Annotated in this window: 15 protein-coding genes; 3 read left to right on the top strand and 12 right to left on the bottom strand. The window is 72.9% G+C overall.

The window, feature by feature from the left end:
- The first annotated feature begins 64 nt into the window (after window positions 1-64).
- Window positions 65-982: an SDR family NAD(P)-dependent oxidoreductase gene (locus ACFPZN_RS19825; RefSeq protein WP_378283510.1), complete on the top strand. Its 918-nt coding sequence runs from the start codon at window positions 65-67 to the stop codon at window positions 980-982.
- A 518-nt stretch (window positions 983-1500) separates the two neighbouring features.
- Here the strand turns inward: ACFPZN_RS19825 and ACFPZN_RS19820 are convergent.
- The 7 genes from ACFPZN_RS19820 to ACFPZN_RS19790 are packed head-to-tail and all read right to left on the bottom strand — an operon-like array spanning window position 1501 to window position 9603.
- A complete protein-coding gene (locus tag ACFPZN_RS19820; RefSeq protein WP_378283509.1) occupies window positions 1501-1773 on the bottom strand; it encodes a hypothetical protein in 273 nt (90 codons plus the stop codon).
- The gene (locus tag ACFPZN_RS19815) at window positions 1770-3140 is read right to left on the bottom strand and encodes an MmgE/PrpD family protein (RefSeq protein WP_378283508.1); all 1371 of its coding nucleotides are present in this window, start codon (window positions 3138-3140) and stop codon (window positions 1770-1772) included. Before ACFPZN_RS19815 ends, ACFPZN_RS19820 begins: the two co-directional genes overlap by 4 nt.
- Window positions 3141-3144: 4 nt before the next feature.
- On the bottom strand, window positions 3145-5223 hold the full coding sequence (locus ACFPZN_RS19810; protein ID WP_378283507.1) for an acetate--CoA ligase family protein: 2079 nt from the start codon (window positions 5221-5223) through the stop codon (window positions 3145-3147).
- Window positions 5220-6377 carry an acyl-CoA dehydrogenase family protein gene (locus ACFPZN_RS19805; protein ID WP_378283506.1) on the bottom strand — a complete coding sequence of 386 codons (1158 nt, stop codon included), beginning with the start codon at window positions 6375-6377 and terminating at the stop codon, window positions 5220-5222. The genes ACFPZN_RS19810 and ACFPZN_RS19805 overlap by 4 nt, the downstream gene beginning before the upstream one ends.
- Window positions 6378-6393: 16 nt before the next feature.
- The gene (locus ACFPZN_RS19800) at window positions 6394-7230 is read right to left on the bottom strand and encodes an N-acyl homoserine lactonase family protein (protein ID WP_378283505.1); all 837 of its coding nucleotides are present in this window, start codon (window positions 7228-7230) and stop codon (window positions 6394-6396) included.
- Window positions 7223-8128 carry an NAD(P)-dependent oxidoreductase gene (locus ACFPZN_RS19795; protein WP_378283503.1) on the bottom strand — a complete coding sequence of 302 codons (906 nt, stop codon included), beginning with the start codon at window positions 8126-8128 and terminating at the stop codon, window positions 7223-7225. Before ACFPZN_RS19795 ends, ACFPZN_RS19800 begins: the two co-directional genes overlap by 8 nt.
- A complete protein-coding gene (locus tag ACFPZN_RS19790) occupies window positions 8125-9603 on the bottom strand; it encodes an aldehyde dehydrogenase family protein (protein WP_378283502.1) in 1479 nt (492 codons plus the stop codon). The genes ACFPZN_RS19795 and ACFPZN_RS19790 overlap by 4 nt, the downstream gene beginning before the upstream one ends.
- Before the next feature lie 182 nt (window positions 9604-9785).
- Here ACFPZN_RS19790 and ACFPZN_RS19785 point away from each other — a divergent pair, with 182 nt between their 5' ends.
- On the top strand, window positions 9786-11399 hold the full coding sequence (locus ACFPZN_RS19785) for an MFS transporter (protein ID WP_378283501.1): 1614 nt from the start codon (window positions 9786-9788) through the stop codon (window positions 11397-11399).
- A gap of 44 nt (window positions 11400-11443) precedes the next feature.
- Window positions 11444-12619, top strand: a complete 1176-nt coding sequence (locus tag ACFPZN_RS19780; RefSeq protein WP_378283500.1) for a CaiB/BaiF CoA transferase family protein — start codon at window positions 11444-11446, stop codon at window positions 12617-12619.
- 239 nt (window positions 12620-12858) lie between these two features.
- Here the strand turns inward: ACFPZN_RS19780 and ACFPZN_RS19775 are convergent, their stop codons facing one another.
- From ACFPZN_RS19775 to ACFPZN_RS19755, 5 genes are all read right to left on the bottom strand, one after another.
- Window positions 12859-13587 carry a GntR family transcriptional regulator gene (locus tag ACFPZN_RS19775; RefSeq protein ID WP_378283499.1) on the bottom strand — a complete coding sequence of 243 codons (729 nt, stop codon included), beginning with the start codon at window positions 13585-13587 and terminating at the stop codon, window positions 12859-12861.
- Entirely contained in the window at window positions 13584-14681 is a 1098-nt protein-coding gene (locus ACFPZN_RS19770) for a hypothetical protein (RefSeq protein ID WP_378283498.1), read from the bottom strand. The genes ACFPZN_RS19775 and ACFPZN_RS19770 overlap by 4 nt, the downstream gene beginning before the upstream one ends.
- Window positions 14678-15490, bottom strand: a complete 813-nt coding sequence (locus ACFPZN_RS19765; RefSeq protein ID WP_378283497.1) for a UGSC family (seleno)protein — start codon at window positions 15488-15490, stop codon at window positions 14678-14680. Before ACFPZN_RS19765 ends, ACFPZN_RS19770 begins: the two co-directional genes overlap by 4 nt.
- A 52-nt stretch (window positions 15491-15542) precedes the next feature.
- Window positions 15543-16721, bottom strand: coding sequence for a CaiB/BaiF CoA transferase family protein (locus tag ACFPZN_RS19760; RefSeq protein ID WP_378283496.1), 1179 nt, complete (start codon window positions 16719-16721; stop codon window positions 15543-15545).
- Window positions 16722-16801: 80 nt separating this feature from the next.
- Complete coding sequence (locus ACFPZN_RS19755; RefSeq protein ID WP_378283494.1) at window positions 16802-17668, bottom strand: sugar phosphate isomerase/epimerase family protein; 867 nt, start codon at window positions 17666-17668, stop codon at window positions 16802-16804.
- Window positions 17669-17743 lie beyond the last annotated feature (75 nt).

Genomic DNA, 17743 nt, shown 5'->3' with positions numbered 1-17743 from the left:
GATACAGTAAGATAATTAAAGTATTTGCCGACGTCGGCTCGGCCATCGCATGAGGAGGCAAGTCGTGGGGCTTCTGGACGGGAAGGTAGCCATCGTCACCGGAGGCGGCCGCGGCCTGGGCCGGGCGCACTGCCTGGCCCTGGCCGAGGCGGGCGCCACCGTGGTCGTGAACGATCTCGGCGCCGGCCTGCACGGCGAGCAGGCCGCGGAGTCCCCGGCCGACGAGGTGGTCGCCGAGATCACCAAGCTCGGCGGGCGGGCCGTCGCCAACGGGAGCTCGGTCGCGGACTGGCAGGCGACGCAGGCCCTGGTCGCCGACACGGTCGCCGGGTTCGGCCGGCTCGACATCGTGGTGAACAACGCGGGCATCCTGCGCGACCGGATGATCTTCTCGATGACCGAGGCCGACTTCGACGCCGTGATCGCGGTGCACCTCAAGGGGACCTTCGGGCTCACCCGGCACGCCTGCGCCTACTGGCGCGAGTCGTACAAGCGCGGCGAGCCGGTCGCCGGCCGCGTCATCAACACCACCTCGGGCACCGGCCTGTTCGGCCAGGTGGGGCAGTCCAACTACGGCGCGGCCAAGGCCGGCATCGCCAACCTGACCACGATCGCGGCCATGGAGATGCGCCGCTACGGCGTCACCGTCAACGCCATCTCCCCCATCGCGGCCACCCGCATGACGGCCGAGATGCTGAAGGGCGGCGCGCCCGGCGAGAACGGCTTCGACCCCTTGGACCCCGCCAACGCCTCGGGCGTGGTCGTCTACCTCGCCTCCGACGCGGCCGGCTGGCTCACCGGCCAGGTCCTGAGGGTCGACGGCGACAAGGTCAACCGGATGCAGTCCTGGACCATCTCCGCCACGCACCACGCCCGCTCGGGCGCGTCGGTCACCGCCGACGAGCTGGTCGAGTCCCTGCCGCAACTGTACGGCGCCGCGCCCGCGGGCCGTCCCATCGGCCTACTCCCCGACAAGTCCTGACCGCGACCGGCTGAGGACCCCGCTGCCGCAGGTCGTCATGCGTTGAACGACCTTCCCACACCCACGAACACCTGGGCCCCGGAGCTGCGTCGCACGCTCCGGGGCCAAGTGAGCCGAAGCGCTCACGGGCGAGCGCCAGCACGCCCACAGACCTCGGCGCCCTACGCCGGAAGGCGTCAGGCGGGCGGTGTCAACGAGGTGCGATGACCGGCAGCCAGTCGGCGAAGCGCCGCCACAGCCGCTCGCGGGTGTCGGCGAAGTTGTGCATGTGCGCCATCCCACAGGTCGTCGGGGACGTCTTCCACATGGAAGACGCCTCGGAAGTTGTCCCGCGGCGCCCCGTGGTACATGGGCAGCTCGGGGAGGCCGGACGTCCTGGCGTTGTCCTCCATGATCAGCCGCCTGCGCTCCTCCTGAGGGATCGCACCGAACCGTCGGTGTTCCGGAATGTTGGCGATGACGATGGGTGACGCGCCGCATCAGGCAACGGCGGCAGGGCCTCGGCGAACGCGCCCCTCTCAAGGCCGTCGCGCACGAACCGGCTGACGGCGTGAGCCGCGCCGGGCAAGCCACTCCGCCTTGCTGTAGCCCTCCCGGCCCGGAGGCTGGAGATCCCAGTAACGGCGGTGGTAGGTCCCGCCCGGGATCGCCAGCACCACCAGCGGACGGTCCGGTACGGCCCCAGGATCGGCGACGACCGTCGCGGTGACCTCGACAGGGCCCGTGGCTGGGCCGTCCCCGGGCATCGCGGCCGTCACGTCGACGGCGAAGTCATGACGGACGGTGGTCATGGCGCTCCCAGCGATCGTGAGACTTGAGCGAATTCGAGATCGACGACCTCGCCCCCAGCGCGGAGGCGGCCGACCTGGGCCAGCAGTCGGGGGCCGCGGGTTCCGATCACCGCCGCCGCGGTGTCGAGGAACTTCTGTTTCACGCGCTCGTACGGCAGTGGGTTCTGCGGGCTGCCCGAACGGTCCGGCACCTCGGCGGTCATCCGCTTCCCCGAGCGGGTCACCGCCGTCACGCGGGCCCCGCGACGACTGGGGAACCGCTCCTCGAAGACCGGGTCGGCTTCCAGCCGCACCGCCTCCGCGAGTGCCCGGAGGTCTGCGGCCTTCCTGTCCGACTCGATGGCCGCGGCGGTCACGGCTCCGTCGAGCAGGGCGAGCGACGCGAGGTGGGGAATGCTGAACCTGCGCTCGGCGGCCGTGCGCGGACGGGCGATGCCGGCGACCGCCAGTGCGGTGGAGTAGGTGGCGACGTCGAGACGGTCGACATCGTCCGCGGTCAGCCCCTTCGCACGCAGTTCCAGGACGGCGTCGATGACCGCGAAGGTGTGCCCGCAGCATGGATAGGGCTTGACGGTGACGGCATTGATGGCCGGCGGCGAGCCGAGCGGGGCGCGGCACGTCTCCCAACGGGACGGCGCTCCCGAGGCCGCTCCGAGTCCCGCCTCCCCCTCCAGGGCGTCGGCGGCCCCGGTCACGCCTCCGGCGGCCAGGGCCACCGCGACCACGCCCGCGTGCGCGGCGTTCCCCGCGTGCAGGGGTTTGCCCATCGCGTCGCTGCGGAAGGTCTGCTGGAGCCCGGAGGCCATCGTCGCGGCCAGGGCGAGGGCGTGGGCGAAAACGTCCTCGTCCGCGCCGAGCACCTCCGCCGCCGCGGCCGCGGCACCGACGCTGCCGGCGGTGCCGGTCGTGTGCCAGTGCTTGTAGTGCGCGGGCCCCAGGTCGGTGGCCACGCGGCAGCCGACCTCGTATCCGGTGACCACCGCGCGCAGCAGCGTCTCTCCCGAGGCGCGCACCTGGTCCGCCACTGCCAACGCGGCGGCGATGATCGGTGCCCCGGGGTGGAAGAGCCCCGGCGCGTAGATGTCGTCGAGTTCCAGGGTGTGCGCGGCGGTGCCGTTCACCAGCGCGGCCAGCGGGGGCGGCGCCGTCCCGCCGCCCGCCAGGCGGCTGGCCCCCGAGAGCGGACCGAGTCCAGTGAGGAGGGCTCGGGCGGGCACGCCGGTGCTGCCGCCGAGCGTGACGCCGAGCCAGTCCACCAGGGCCAGCTCCGCCGCGTCGGCCGCCGCGGACGGCATCGGCGCGGCGCGCAGCTCCATCGCGCGTTCGGTGAGTGCGCCGATGACCGTCCCGTTCGTTGTCCCGGCCATCTCCTCAGACCTCTCTCTCGCGGCGTACGAGCGCGTCCACCGCGACGACGCCCTGGCCCTCGGGGAGCACGAGCAGCGGGTTCACTTCGGCTTCGAGGATCGCCGCGCCGTCGGCGTCGGCGAGCCGGGACACCGCGGCGACGGCGCGGGCCAGGGCGTCCAGATCGCCCACGGGTGCGCCTCGATAGCCGGCGAGCGCCCGGAAGGCGATGACCTCGCCGATCATCTCGCGGGCCGTGCCCGGATCGACCGGGGCGGGCCTGACGCTGCGGTCCTGGTAGAGCTCCGCCAGCACCCCTCCCGCGGCCAGGACCACGACCGGGCCGGCGTCGGGGTCGTGCCGGAAGCCGACCAGCGCCTCGCCGAGCCCCCGCGCCATCGTCTGCACCAGGAAGCGTTCGGGCTTCACGGCGGGGAGCCGCTCCGTGACCGACCGCGCGATGCGGTCCGCGGCCGCCCGCAGGCCGTCGCCGTCGGTGACGCCGAGAACGACGCCGCCCGCATCGGACTTGTGCGGCACCTCCGCTGAAAGGATCTTGACTGCCACCGGGCCCGGCACCGGAAGGCCGGGAGGAAGCTCACCGGCCGTCACCACGGCGTGCGGGGCACAGGAGAGACCGGCTCCGCCCAGCACCTCGTACGACTCGGCCTCGTCCAGGATCTCCGAGTCCGCGGACGGCGGCCTGGGACCCGGCCGGTCTCCCGCGGCGGGCTTCCGGCGGCCGAAGACCGCGAACAGGGCGTCGGCGCAGGCCTCCGCCGTCCGGAAGGCCGCCACCCCGCTGCTCCTCAGCAGGCGCAACGCCTCGGGCGCCGCGGGCATCACGAACGCCGCGAGAGGCTTGCCGTTCGCCGCGCAGTCGACGATCGGCTTGACCGCCAGTTCGGGGTGGAACCGTGCGGAACTGCCGGGCACGGCCACGACGGCGTCGAACTCCGGTGCCGCCAGGACCACGTCGAGCGCGCTCTTCATCACGTCGTAGCGGGTGCCGGCGAGCGTGAGGTCGATCAGGGCGCCATGGCCCGCGGCGATCCCGGCCTCGGCGAGCCGCCCGATGGTCTCCGGCGACGGCCCCGGCAGGTCGGCCCCGGCGGCGGCAAGGCAGTCGACGGCCATCGCACCCCCGCCGCCGGTGGTGGACAGCACGCACACCCGGGGCCGCGCGGCCCCGGCAGGCCGGAGCGGCAGGCCGCGTGCCAGGTTCTGCCCTTCGAGCAGTGCCTCGAAGGTGCGCACCCTGGCGATCCCCAGATCCTTGAGCAGCGCGTCGGCGACGGCGTCGTCCCCGGCCAGGGCACCGGTGTGCGAGACGGCCAGGCGGGCGCCCGCGTCGGTCCGGCCGAGCTTGTAGGCCAGGACCGGCTTGCCCCGTTCCGCGGCGGCCCGCGCGAAGGCGCGCAGGTCGTCGGCGCCCGTGATGTTCTCCAGGAAGAGGGCGTAACTCTCGATCCGCGGGTCGTCGACCGAGGCGAGGCAGATCTCGCCGAGCGTCAGGTCGAGTTCGTTCCCGGTAGAGACCATGCCGCGGAAGCCCACGCCCATCTCCATGCCGCGCGAGAGCAGGGCGCCCATGGCGCTGCCGGATTGCGAGGCGACGAACACGCCGCCGTCACCGGGTTCCGCCTCGGCGAAGGCGGCGTTCGCGGTGAGGGCGAGGCCGTCCCCGGGAGCGGTGACGCCCAGGCTGCTGGGTCCGAGCAGCCGGAGACCGGACGCTCTGACGATCTCCAGCAGTTCGGCGCGCCGGGCGGCGCCGCGCCCGCCGTCGTCCAGGAAGTCGTCGGCCATGACCGTGGCCACCGTCACGCCGAGATCGGCGCACTCGCGCACCGCCTCGACCGCGAGGTCGGGCCCGGTGAGGATGAAAACGTGGTCGGGCACCACCGGAAGCGCGCCGAGCGAGGGCCAGGCCCGTTCGCCGAGCACGGTCTCGCGCGCGGGATTGACCGGGAACAGCTCGCCCTTCCACCCGTGCCTGCGCAGGTATTCCAGCGGCCGGGCCGTGGTCTTGCCGGGAGTGTCCGACGCGCCCACGATCGCCACGGAGGAAGGGCTGAGCAGTGCGTCGTACAGTCGCGTCATGAGGCGGCGCCCCGCTGGCTGAAGCGGCGGCCGAAAACGTGCTCGGCGATGCGGTTCTTGAGGACCTCGGTCGAGCCCCCGGCGATCATCCATCCCCGCGTGCGGCGGAAGCAGTACTCGACCAGGGACTCGGTGCTGAACCCGGTGGCGCCCATGGCCTGCATCGCGACGTCGGCGGCGCCGTATCCGGCCTGGTTGGCCGCGAACTTGGCGACGGCCGTGTCGAACGCCGAGGGGATGCCGTCCCGGTCACCCGCCACGGCCGCCCTGTGCAGGAGCATCTGGGCCGACTCCAGCTTCACCGCTGCCTCGGCGAACATCCACTGCAGCCCCTGGAACTCCGCCAGTGGGCGGCCGAACTGGTGGCGCGTGGTGAGATGCCCGGTGGCCTGGTCGAACGCGTAGCGTCCCAGGGCGATGGAGCGGGACGCGTTCCCGAGCCGCTCGACGTTGAAGCCGCTGATCTGCCTCTTGAAACCGCCCTCGCCCAGCAGCACCTGATCGGCCGGCACGTAGCAGTCGTCGAAGTAGAGCTGGCACCAGCGCTCGCCGTTCATGAACGTCGAGGGCTCTCCGATGGTGAGCCCCTCGCTGTCGCGGTCCACGAGCACCGAGCCGATGCCGCCCACGCCGGGGCCGAACCGCACGTACACCAGGAAGACGGTCGCCTCGGCGCTGTGCGTCGAAAAGATCTTGGTGCCGTTCACCAGGTAGCCGTCGCCCTTCGGCACCGCGCTCGTGGTCAGGTCGGTGACGGCCGACCCGGCCTCCGGCTCGGTCATGCCGAGCCCTATGAGGGTCTCCCCCGCCAGGAGCCCGGGCAGGTAGCGCTCACACTGGGCGGGCGTGGCGTACTCGGCGAAGGTCCGGATCGGGCCGAAGTTGCCCGCCTGGACGACGTCGGCGCTGCGCGGGCATCCCTTGGCCACGGCCTGGATGGCAGTCACCGCCGCGAGCAGGCCGGCGCCCTGGCCGCCCTTGTCCTCGGGGATGGTCAGGCCGAGCAGGCCCTGGGCGGCCATCGCCCGCGCCACGTCCCACGGGTAGTCGGCGGAGTGCGCCCGCTCACGGGCCTGGGGGGCGAGCCGTTCCAGCGAGAACGCCTCCACCGAGCGGCGGAACTCGTCCACCTCGGGCGGCAGGGAGAAATCCATGGAGAACCAGCTTTCGTCAGGGAGCGGGAGCCCGCCGGGGAGCGCGGTGCAAGGCCACCGTCCCGTCGGGCAGATCGTCATGGGAATCGGCGTAGCGGTCGAACACCGCGGGATCGTGGCCTGGGACGATGTGGTCCTGGCTCGCCGCGAGGCGTCCGATCCGGTCGTACCCGTCGAGCATCTGCCCCAGGTCGAGGATCGCGGGGAACGGGTTCCGCTCGTGGAAGTTGGCGTAGTAGTGCAGCGCGTCCGAGGCGAGGACGACCCACCCCCGGGCGGTGTGCACGCGGACGACCTGGAGGCCCTTGGTGTGGCCGCCGATGAGGCAGAGCTCCAGGCCCGGGGCCAGTTCGAGATCGCCCTCGACCACCCGCACCCCGCCGTCGTGCACGCGGCGGACGACCTCCACGACGTCATCGGCCTCGAAGAAGTGGTTGAGGGCCGGATGCGTCATGGCCTTGCCGGTGGTGTACTCCAGCTCGCCCGCCTGGACCGAGACCTGGGCCTGCGGGAAGTCCCCGAGGTTGCCCGCGTGGTCGAAGTGCAGGTGCGTGAGGACGACCTCGCTGACCCGGCCGGGCTCGATCCCGAGCCGCCGGACCGCCTCGGCAGGGCGGAGGTCGAGCCGCCGGCCGCGCTTCTCTCCGGCGCGTTCGCTGAAGCCGGTGTCGACGACGACGACCCGGTCCCCCGCGCGCGCGACCCACATCGTGAAGTCCAGGCGCATCGCGCCGGAGCGGGCGCAGGGCATCAGGAAGTTGTCGCGTGCGGGACGGTCCACCGAACCGAGGCGCAGCGCCCACACGTCCCAGTCCGGAAGGTCCGGGCCCGGTCGTCCGGGGCGCTCAGCCACGGCCGTCCACCAGCTTGATCATCGAGGGGTAGTAGTTCTCTCCGTAGCCGGCGTCGCGGGTGCGTTCGAGCAGGGCCATGGTCTGGCCCGCCGCGGGCAGCTCGATCCCCTGGTCGTGCGCCAGTTGCAGGGCCAGGGCCAGGTCCTTGATCGCGTAGTTCGTCGGGAAGGCGCGCTCGGGGAACTCGTCGGGGATCATCGTCGCGGTCGCCGTCCGGCGCAGCGCGAAGCTGTCGGCCGACCCCAGGGCCAGGGTCCGGAACAGCAGGGCGCCGTCCACCCCGGCGGCCCGGCCGATGGTGAGCGCCTCGGCGAGCGCGTTCATGTTGAGGAACAGCACCATGTTGTTGAGGATCTTCATCACCTGGCCGTTGCCGGTGCCGCCCGCGTGCACGATGTCGCTGCCCATGCAGGACAGGAACGGCTCCAGTTCGGCGAACCGCGCCTCGGTGGCGCCCACGGTGATGAGGAGCGTGCCGTCCTCGGCCGCCTGGCGGAGCCGCGCGACCGGCGCGTCCACGAGAGCGACGCCCGACTTCTCCAGGCGCGCCGCCAGCTCCCGGGTGCGCTGCACATCGCTGGTGCTCATGTCGACGACGATCCGGGGACGTCCCGCCGCGGCCGACAGCTCCTCGCAGACGGACTCGACCTCGGCGATGCTCGGCAGCGACAGGAAGACGATGTCGGCGTCCCGGGCCAGTTCGCCGATGCCCGCGCAGCGCCGCGCGCCCAGGGCCACCGCCGCGTCGACGGCGTCCTCGACCGGATCGAAGACGACCACGGTCGCCCCCGAGCGGCGGACGAGGTTCGCGCACATCCGCGAGCCCATCACGCCGAGGCCGATGAATCCGAGAACCGGTGTGCCTGCCATGTCCGATCCTTCCCTAGTGACGCTCATGAGGTGGCGACGATGACGCTCTTGAGCTGGGTGTAGTGGGTGATCGCCTCGGTGCCCTTCTCCCGCCCCAGGCCGCTGCTCTTGTAGCCGCCGAAGGGCACCTCGACGCCCGCGCCGGAGTAGCGGTTCACCTGCACCTGGCCCGCCTGGAGCTCGGCCGCGATCCGGTGCGCCGTCCCGACGTGCGCGGTGAACACGCCGGCGGAGAGCCCGTACTCGGTGTCGTTGGCGATCTCGACCGCCTCCTCCAGGGAGTCGAAGGCGATGACCGACTGGACCGGTCCGAAGATCTCCTCCCTGGCGACGGCCATGTCGTTGGTGACCCCGCTGAGCAGGGTCGGCGAGACGAAGTAGCCGCGCTCGGCGCCCTCGGCCGCGCCGCCGCCGACCACCGCCTCGGCGCCGTCGCGCACGGCGCGGTCGATGTGGTCGAGCACGCGGGAGCGCTGTTGCGCCGAGATCAGCGGTCCGAGGTCGGGATCGTCCAGGCCGTGGCCGACCGACAGGCCCGCGACGTGCCCGGCGAGCCGCTCGACGAAGTCCCCGTGCACCCGGCGGTCCACCAGCAGCCGGGTCGTCGCGAAGCACGACTGGCCGGAGTTGCGGATCACCGCCAGCGCGCCGGCCTTCGCGGCCGCGCCGAGGTCCGCGTCGGCGCACACGATGGTGGGCGACTTCCCGCCCAGTTCGAGGTTGACGTCGATGATCCGCTCGGCCGCCACCGCCCCGACGCGGCGCCCGGCGGCGACGGAACCGGTGAAGGTGATGTGCCGCACGAGGGGATGCCGGGTGAGGGCCGCCCCGGTCGTGTCCCCGGCGCCGAGCACGACGTTGCAGACGCCCGGGGGCAGCCCCGCCTCCACCATCAGGCGCGCGGCCAGCACCGACGTCAGGGGCGTCAGCTCGGAGGGCTTGACGACGACGGTGTTGCCCGCCGCCAGGCACGGGGCGACTCCGCGCATCATCTGGGTCAGCGGGGCGTTCCAGGGGGTGATGTGGGCCACGACGCCGTACGGCTCGCGCACGGTGTAGGTGAACGTCCCCCTGGGCTGCGGGATCGTCTCCCCGTGGATCTTGTCGGCCAGGCCGGCGTAGTACTCGAAGTAGCGTGCGCTTCCGGCGATGTCGGTGCGGGCCTGGGACAGCGGCTTGCCCGAGTCCAGCGACTCCAGCCGGGCGAGCCGGTCGGCGTTCTCGCGCAGGGCCCGCGCCACCCGGTTGAGGAGGCGGCCCCGTTCGACGGGGTCGAGCCGCGCCCAGCCCCGCCACGCGGCCTGGGCGTTCTCGACGGCCCCGGCGACGCCGTCGGCCGTCGTCTCCTCGAATCTCGCGACCGTGCTCTCGGTGGCCGGATCCTCGACGTCGAGCATCGGGCCGGAACCGCGGGGGGCGTGCTCCCCGGCGGTCACGGCCGTCAGCACCTCGGGTAGGCGCGCATCCTCCAGGAGAGGGTGCGTGCGGGCGACCTCTGTCATGATCGGCTCTCTTCCGTCGTACGCGCTGCGCCGGGCGGCGCCGCCGGGCTCGGCCGCCACCCCAGGTCAATAGTTATATAGTTTAACTTAATCTCTCCCAAGGGACGCACACGCCGGGGCACCCCGGCGTCGAAGCCCATCGGGGAGTGGCATAATTATCTGACATATTTACTGATATCGCCATGGGCGCCGGCCACCGGGTGCACGTGTTCCCGGGCACGGCGCCGGAACGGAGCGAGGTCACGAGCGCGGCAGCGAGCGGCGGGGGCGCGCGTCCACCGCTGACAACGATCACCGGCCTGGCGTCCGGCCAGTTCGTCGCCACCCTGTCCACCACCGTCATCGCGACGGCGCTGCCGACCGTCGCCGGCGACCTCGGCGGCGGCCAGTCCCATGTCTCCTGGATCGCCTCGACGACATTGCTGGCCGCCACGATCGCCGGCCCCATCATGGGCAAGCTGGCCGACGTCCTGGGCCGCCGCCGGGTCTTCCTCGCGACCGCGCTGCTCTACGTCACCGGCGCCGCGATCGCCGGAAGCGCCACGACGACGGTCCAGCTCATCGCCGGACTGGCGGTCCAGGGCATCGGGATCGGCGGCCTGCTGGTGATGACCCAGGTCCTGCTCGGCGACCTGACCACGCCGCGCGAACGGGGAAGGTACATCGGCTACGTCGTCATGGGCTACGGCACGGCGGCCGTGTCCGGACCGCTCATCGGCGGCCACCTGGTCGGGCTGGGCCCGTCCGGATGGCGCCTGTGCTTCCTCGGCGCCGTCCCGCTGGCCGTCCTGGTCTGCGCACTCGTCCTGCGGGGACTTCCGCCGGAGGGGCGCGGCACCGGGCGCTCGGTGGACTTCGCCGGGATGGTCTGCCTGGTCGGCACGACGGTCTGCATGCTGCTGATCGTCACCTTCTGCGGCCGGACGATCCCCTGGTCATCGCCGGGGACGGCCGCGCTGGCGGCGGCGGCCGTCCTCTTCGCCGCCCTCCTGGTACGGGCCGAAAGGACCGCGGCCGACCCGGTCCTCCCCCCGCGGCTGCTCCGCAGCCGCCCGTTCCTGATCTGCGCGGCGGCGAGCATGGTCACCAGCGGGGTGATGTACGTGGCCCTCTTCCTGCTGCCGCAGTACATGCAGATCGCGCAGGGCGTCACGCCCGCCCGCTCCGGAACGCTGATGCTGCCGCTGCTGCTCAGCCAGATCGTGACCACGCCGCTGGTCGGCGCCCCCCTGTCCCGCTTCGGCGTCTGGAAGCCGTTCGCGCTGGCCGGCACGTCGCTGATCCTCGCCGGCGCGCTGCTGCTCGCGTCGATCCGCGGCGCCGGCGCCACGGCCGCCCTCCCCGCCGCGATGATCCTCATCGGCCTCGGGCTGGGGTCGACCGTGCAGATCCTCATGATGGTCGCCCAGACGCACGCCGCGGCCTCCGATCTCGGGATCACCACCTCGCTGATCACCTTCGCCCGCTCGTTCGGGGCGGCCACCGGCGTCGCCCTGGTCGGCGCCATCGTGACGGCGCGCGTCACCGACCTGCTGCCGGGGCGGCTGGCGGAGGCGGGGATCGGGGCTCCGGACCGGGCGGGAGCCGGAGACCTGATCGGCGCGCCCGAGACCGTCTCGGCACTGCCCGAGCCCTTCCGGCAGGCCATCGCCGAGGTGTACGCCGCCGCCTTCCACGACGCCTTCTCCTGGTCTCTCGTGGTCGTCCTGTGCGGCCCCGCGCTGATCGCGATGCTGCGCGGGCCGCGCCTGCTCGGCGGGACGGGCTCAGCCGAGGCCGCACCGGGAGACCGGTGAACCGCCGGGCAAGCAGGTCATCGCCGAACTCACAGGAGGAGCACGTGGACGAGACAACCGCCGACCGCCCTGGCACGGCGTCCGAAGGACCACTGGCAGGAGTCCGTGTCGTGGAGATGGCCGGCCTGGGCGCGGCCCCGTACACGGCGATGCTCCTGTCCGACCTCGGCGCCGAGGTCATCAGGGTGGACCGCCCCGGCACCCGCTCCGTCAAGCCCGAGAAGTACGCCCTCAGCCGCGGCCGCCGCTCGATCACGATCGACCTCAAGCAGACCGAGGGCCTGGACGCCCTCATGCGCCTGGTCGAGCGGGCCAACGTGCTCATCGAGGGCTTCCGGCCCGGGGTGGCCGAGCGGCTGGGCTTCGGACCGGATGTGTGCCTGAAGCACAACCCCATGCTGGTGTACGGGCGGATGACCGGCTGGGGCCAGAACGGGCCGATGGCGCAGATGGCGGGGCACGACCTCAACTACCAGGCGCTGACCGGCGCCCTGACCCTCCTCCAGCGCCCGGGATCGCCTCCGGCGACCCCGCCCGGTTTCATCGCCGACTTCGGCGGGGGCGGCCTGATGCTGGCCTTCGGCCTCGTGTGCGGCCTGCTGAACAGCCGCGCGACCGGCCGGGGTCAGGTGATCGACGCGGCCATGGTCGACGGCGTGGCGTCGCTGACCACCCTGGTCCACTCGATGCTGGCACAGGGCCGGTGGGCGGACAGGCCGGGCACCAACTTCTGCGACGGCGGAGCGCCCTACTACGACACCTACGAGACCAGCGACGGCCGCTACATGGCGGTGGCCCCGCTCGAACCCCGGTTCTACGCGATCATGGTGGCGCGGCTGGGACTGCGCGCCGACGACCTGCCCGACCGCGACGACCCCGCCAACTGGCCGCGCCTCAAGACCCTGTTCGCCGACATCTTCCGCGGCCGCACCCGTGCCGAATGGACCGAGGTCTTCGACGGCACCGACGCCTGCGTCACTCCGGTGCTCGGCATCACCGAGGCGCCCGGCCACCCGCACAACGCCGCCCGCGGCACCTATCCCCGCGCGTTCGATGTGACGCAGCCGGCCCCGGCTCCCCGCTTCAGCCGCACACCGGGCCGGATCAGCGGTCCGCCCCCGCTCCCGGGCGCGGATTCGCGCTCCGTCCTGCTCGCTTGGGGGTTCCCCGCCGAGGAGGTGGACCGGCTCCTCTCCGCCGGCATCGTCCAGCAGAAATGACCACTACGAGCGCGGCCCCCGGCCGGCCGCGGCACTGATCGTCGCCGCCGTACGCCAGACGTTCGAGGAGACGGGCATCCTGTTCGCCGGCCGCGTCGAGGACGATGCCGCCGGCGATGTCCCGAAGCCGACGCTACCGGACCTCCCCGGACGGCGAAGCGTGAGCCGACGGCGACGACGACGGCGACCGGCGGCAGGGGGGCGCGATCGGGCATCGTGCCGCGATCGGACGGGCCGGTTCAGCCCCGCTGGTCGGCCGTCGCTCCCTCGCTCGCCGCGAAGCCGACGTCGAGGACGAACCGCAGCACGGCCCTGACATGCCGGCGCGCCTCGCGTTCGGCTTCGTCGGGCTCCGAACGGCAGACGGCGTCCGCGATCGCGTTGTGGTCGTGCAGCACCCCCGGCCCCATGCCTCCCGGCTCGGCGGCGGCGGCACGGACCACGACCATGATCTGATCATGGACGTCGCGCAGGCTCGCCGACAGGCGGGCGTTGCCGACGCTCTCGTTGACGAGCCGGTGGAACTCGGCGTCGAGCTCCAGGTGCCGTTGGAGATCGCTCTCGTGGACGGCGCGTTCATGGTGCGCCATGACCTCGCGGAGGCGCCGGCGGTCGTCGGGCGCCATGCGCTCGGCGGCCAGCCGCGCGGCCATCCCCTCGAGCGCCTCGCGGAGCTCGAAGAGATCGCCGAGATCCGCGCGCCCGCCGCGGAGCACCACGGCTCCGAGCCTGGGACGCAGTTCGGCCAGACCGGAACGCTCGAGGGCGTAGATCGCGTCACGCACGGGGCTGCGGCTGACCCCCAGCCGCCTCGCCAGTTCGGGCACGCTCAGCCGGGCGCCGGCCTCGAGCTCTCCGGACAGGATCGCCCGTCGCAGACGCCCCTCGACCACGCTCGTGAGCGAGTCGGAATCGGCGATCGGCGAGAGGCTCGAAAGCTCGGAATCGCCCAGGTCGGCAGCCCTCATCCTGGCGATTCTACCGACGAGGGAGTGACGACCGGACGCGTTGTCGTGAGCGTCGCCCCCCAGCTGTGGATCACCGTGGCGTGCAGCGCCCCCTCGCCGCCGGCGACCGCGATCAGCACCTGATCCGGGTCCTGGACAAGGTGGACGCGGCCGTTCCTGACCCGCCCGCGCTGCTCGATGGGCTCGTGATAGCGCCTCGGCCAGTCCGAGAGCGGAAGGCTGGCGAGCTCCCAGAGCCGGCGCTGAAGATCGGCGATGTCGGGATGGTCGCGCCCGATCACCTCCGCCCACGTCGGGTTGATGAGCACGAGCACCTCGGAGAACGCGGTGCCGGAGAGGAAGCCGTTCGCTCCCGGAACCGCCATCGACCGCCCGATGATGGACACGAGTTCCTCGCCGGTCTGGGCGAGCACATCGCACACGTTGAGCGTGCCCATGGCGCCGTAGGCCGTCACCGCGCTCCCCGTGTGTCCGCGACGTTCGGCCAGCGGTGCCCACGGCGAACGCTCCTCCCATTCCCCGAAGACGATGCCGGCGACCCGTCCCGGCTGGCCGAAGGTGCTCTGTGAGGTGACCCCGACCTTCTGCCCGCCGACGTTGCGCATGACCAGGCGCAGGGCTCGGCCGATCGCGGGTGCGGAGCCCGCGACGCCGCCGAGGCAGCCGGCGCCGTGGGGCAGGTCGAGCTGGGCGCGGACCGGGCCGTTGACCAGGAGCAGCGGCACCACCGACCCGGTGGTGGCGTTGAGCGAGTGCAGCTCGAAGTCGGGGGCGTCCATGGCCCGCATCGCCGCCACGAGAAGCGGCATCGAGTCCGCCGGCGCGCCCGCCATGATGGCGTTGATCGCCAGCTTCTCCATCGTGCAGGGTGCTCCCAGCGGGGGGACGCCGTCGACGACCACCTGGTCGGGGTCGGCGTGCGCGGTCCGCAGGAATCGCGCGACACGATCGGGCGTCGGCGGCACCAGCGGCAGGCCGTCGCCCCAGCCCGCGACGGTCGCGTAGTCCTGGAAGGCGACCGGGTCCGCGCTCACCTCGCGCATCGCGCTCTGGAACCCCGAGGGCGGCGCAGCGGGCCGTGCCTCCGCGCTCATGCCCGGGCCCCCAGGAGATCGAGCAGGGCCGGGAAGGTCCGCACGGCGATGTCGCGGACCTCGTCGTCGGGCCGTGTCTGCAAGGGGAACGGCAGGACCTGCAGCCGCAGCCCCGGCTCCCCGTAGCTCCTGGCCAGCGTGGCGCCGAGGGCGGCGAAGTGCTCGGTGACCACGGCCGCGGTCGGGACACCCGCGTGGGAGGCGCGCACCGCGTCCTTGACGGTCCACGACGTGCACGATCCGCAGTTGCCGAGCCCCACCACGGCCGCGTCGGCTCCGGTGAGGATGTCGTCCCACTCGCGATCGGCCGTGTCGCCGTCGCCGCCCGCCAGGCCCTGCGTTCGGCGGAAGACCCGCACGTTCGCGCCCGCAGCCTCGAACATGCTCTTCCACTGCTCGGAGGCGACGTCCCAGGACGTCCAGAGGACGTCGACCCGGAGGCACACCGTCTTGCCCTCCAGCGGGCCCACGTCGGGCAGCGCGGTCGGCGCGGCGCCTCCGACGGTCGCCGTGGGGTCGAGCACGATGACCCGCTCATGCTCCGGTCCGCTCCCGGTCCGCGGGTCGCGCACCACCAGCCGGTGGGATGCCACCCCCAGGTCGAGCAGGCGCATCGCGAGCACGTCCCGCAGTCGCGCCGGGGGCAGCACGCAGTCGCCGCATCCGGCGTCGTCGAGTTCGAGTGCGATCTCGACGACGCCGACGGCGTCGTCGATCCGCACCAGCCGGAGGTCGGCTCCGTCGCCCTGGATCAGGGGTCGCAGTCGCTGGACGGCGTCCTCGACCGAGACCGTGGCTGAGGTGCTCATCGGTGTCCCTTCCGTGGTTCCGCGGGGTTCGATGACGAGGGGCGTCGCCGGCCTAGACGACGCCGCTTTCGCGCAGCCGCTGAATCGCTGCTTCGTCGAGATGGAGGAGGTCGCGCAGTACGGCGACCGTGTGCTCGCCCAAGCCGGGGCACTCGTCCGACGTGCCGTTCCCACTCGCGGCGTCCGCGTCGGGCTCCGCGACGAACCTCGGCGCCGCGGCCGGGACCCACCGCTCGCCGGCCTCGGCGGCGGCCACCTGCCGGAGGGCGCGGCGCGCCCGGACGTGGTCGTCTTCATGGAGCGTGCGCGCGTCGTGCACGGGCACCACCGGGAGACGGCGCTCGCCGAGTCGCGCGATGACCGACGTCCGGTCGTGCCGGCCGACCCAGGCCGCCACCGCGGCGTCGTAGGCGTCGCCGTCGCCGAGCCTGGCGCCGGTGTACCCGACCGAGTCGAGCAGCTGATCGAGGTGGCGCGGGGTGCTGCAACTGATCGCCACCCAGGTGCCGTCACGGCAGCGGAAGGTGTTGCGCACCGCGGGGGCGGCCAGGCGTCCGTCCAGGCGGCCGGGCACTGGAGCGCCCTCCGTCCACTCGGCCAGGGCGGGCGCCGGCAGATGGAGCAGGGAGTCGACGGGGTTGACGTCGACCAGCCGGCCGCGACCCGTGCGGGCGCGCTCGTAGCACGCGGCCAGCACTCCGAACGCGCCCACGTAGCCCGTGACGGCGTCGCCGACCGGCGCGGAGGCGAGCATCGGCTTTCCGTCGGGGTGCCCCGTGAGGTGCGTGAGACCGGAGAACGCCTCGCCCAGCGTGCCCGAACCCGGAGCGTTGGCGCGCGGGCCGTCGAGTCCGAAGCTGGTGACGCAGACCTGGATCAGCCCGGGATTGAGGGCCGACAGCGTCTCCCAGTCGAGCCCCCGCCGCCGCAGCGCGTCCGGCAGCAGGTTGACGATGACGACGTCCACGTGCTCGGCCAGCCGCCGGAGGATCGCGAGCCCCCGCTCCTGGCGCAGGTCCAGCGTCATCGAGCGCTTCCCGCGCCCCAGCAGGGCCCACAGCGCGCTGCCGCCGGTCCGGTAGGGGTCACCGCCGGGCGGTTCGATCTTGATCACGTCGGCGCCGTGGTCGGCGAGGACGGTCGAGATGAAGGGACCCGCGTAGAGGGTCGCCGCGTCGATGACGCGCAGGCCCGCCAGCACTCCCCCGGTTTCGGCCTCGATCTCCGTCACGCCGCCCCTTCCATTCAAGCTGCATTCTTCATGTTACATGTAATGTGCAGACCCTCAACCGCTCCGCCACCGCCACGGATCTACACAGCTGGACGGGTCTTCACTTCGGCCGCCGCGAGCACGCTCCGGGTCGCCGCGGCGACCTCGGCGATCAGTGCTTCGAGCGGCCGGGCGTGCGTCGGCAGCGCCAGCTCCGGGCCCACGGCGGCGCGCACGCCGCGCTCCCGCAGGATCCTCAGCAGCCGGGCAAGGCCCATCTGCCCCGCGCCCGGCGGCAGCCGTCCGCTCCTCGCCTCCTCCTCCAGATCGGGTCCGGGCGGTTCGAGCGGACCGTCCGCCAGCTGCACCGTGAAGATGCGCGCGGCCGGCACGGTGTCCGGCAGGCCGTCGTGAGCGCCACTGCGGACGTGGTGCCAGACGTCGAACACCATTCCCCCGTTCGGCCGGCCCGCCGCGTCGATGAGCGACCAGGCGGTCGCCACGTCCGGCACCGGGGTGAAGGGGATGAACTCCAGCGCGACTCGCAGACCGTGCTCCGCGGCGTCGTCGCAGAGCGCCGCGAACGCCGCGGCATCGCGATCCAGCACGAGCCCGCCGGATCCGTGGTGCACCGCCACGACGGTGCCGGCGCCGAGGGCGGCGCAGACCTCGAAGATCTCGCGACGGTCCGCCGCCGGCCCCGGCAGCGCGAGTGCCGCACCGTCGGGCCCCGGTATCCAGTCGCGACAGGAGTCGCAGTCGGCCACTCCCAGCCCGTGGTCATCGAGCATCGATCTCATCGCGGCCAAGGTGAGCCCGTCCCGGCGCAGGGCGTGCCGCCAGACGTTCGGCCACAGTGAGATCGCGTCGAACCCGGCCGCCGCCACGGCGGGCAGCAGCGCACGGAACGGGACGCGCGCCGCGCAGCCGTTCATGAAGGTCAGATGCTCGACGAGACCGCCGGTCACGTCGGACCCCGATCCACCGGCTCCGTGGCGGGCTCGGTCAGAGGCACGGGCGGCGTCGTCGGGAGTGAGCGCCGT

Source organism: Actinomadura rugatobispora (genome assembly GCF_042656285.1).
GTDB lineage: Bacteria > Actinomycetota > Actinomycetes > Streptosporangiales > Streptosporangiaceae > Spirillospora > Spirillospora rugatobispora.
Note: the sequence above shows the minus strand (reverse complement) of the source record. Positions and strands in the feature narration are given on the sequence as shown.

Bases quoted from the DNA above. Each gene is read 5' to 3' on its own strand.
- ACFPZN_RS19820 (WP_378283509.1), bottom strand. From the start codon at position 1,773: ATGACCACCGTCCGTCATGACTTCGCCGTCGACGTGACGGCCGCGATG.
- ACFPZN_RS19815 (WP_378283508.1), bottom strand. From the start codon at position 3,140: ATGGCCGGGACAACGAACGGGACGGTCATCGGCGCACTCACCGAACGC.
- ACFPZN_RS19810 (WP_378283507.1), bottom strand. From the start codon at position 5,223: ATGACGCGACTGTACGACGCACTGCTCAGCCCTTCCTCCGTGGCGATC.
- ACFPZN_RS19805 (WP_378283506.1), bottom strand. From the start codon at position 6,377: ATGGATTTCTCCCTGCCGCCCGAGGTGGACGAGTTCCGCCGCTCGGTG.
- ACFPZN_RS19795 (WP_378283503.1), bottom strand. From the start codon at position 8,128: ATGAGCGTCACTAGGGAAGGATCGGACATGGCAGGCACACCGGTTCTC.
- ACFPZN_RS19790 (WP_378283502.1), bottom strand. From the start codon at position 9,603: ATGACAGAGGTCGCCCGCACGCACCCTCTCCTGGAGGATGCGCGCCTA.
- ACFPZN_RS19785 (WP_378283501.1), top strand. From the start codon at position 9,786: ATGGGCGCCGGCCACCGGGTGCACGTGTTCCCGGGCACGGCGCCGGAA.
- ACFPZN_RS19775 (WP_378283499.1), bottom strand. From the start codon at position 13,587: ATGAGGGCTGCCGACCTGGGCGATTCCGAGCTTTCGAGCCTCTCGCCG.
- ACFPZN_RS19770 (WP_378283498.1), bottom strand. From the start codon at position 14,681: ATGAGCGCGGAGGCACGGCCCGCTGCGCCGCCCTCGGGGTTCCAGAGC.
- ACFPZN_RS19765 (WP_378283497.1), bottom strand. From the start codon at position 15,490: ATGAGCACCTCAGCCACGGTCTCGGTCGAGGACGCCGTCCAGCGACTG.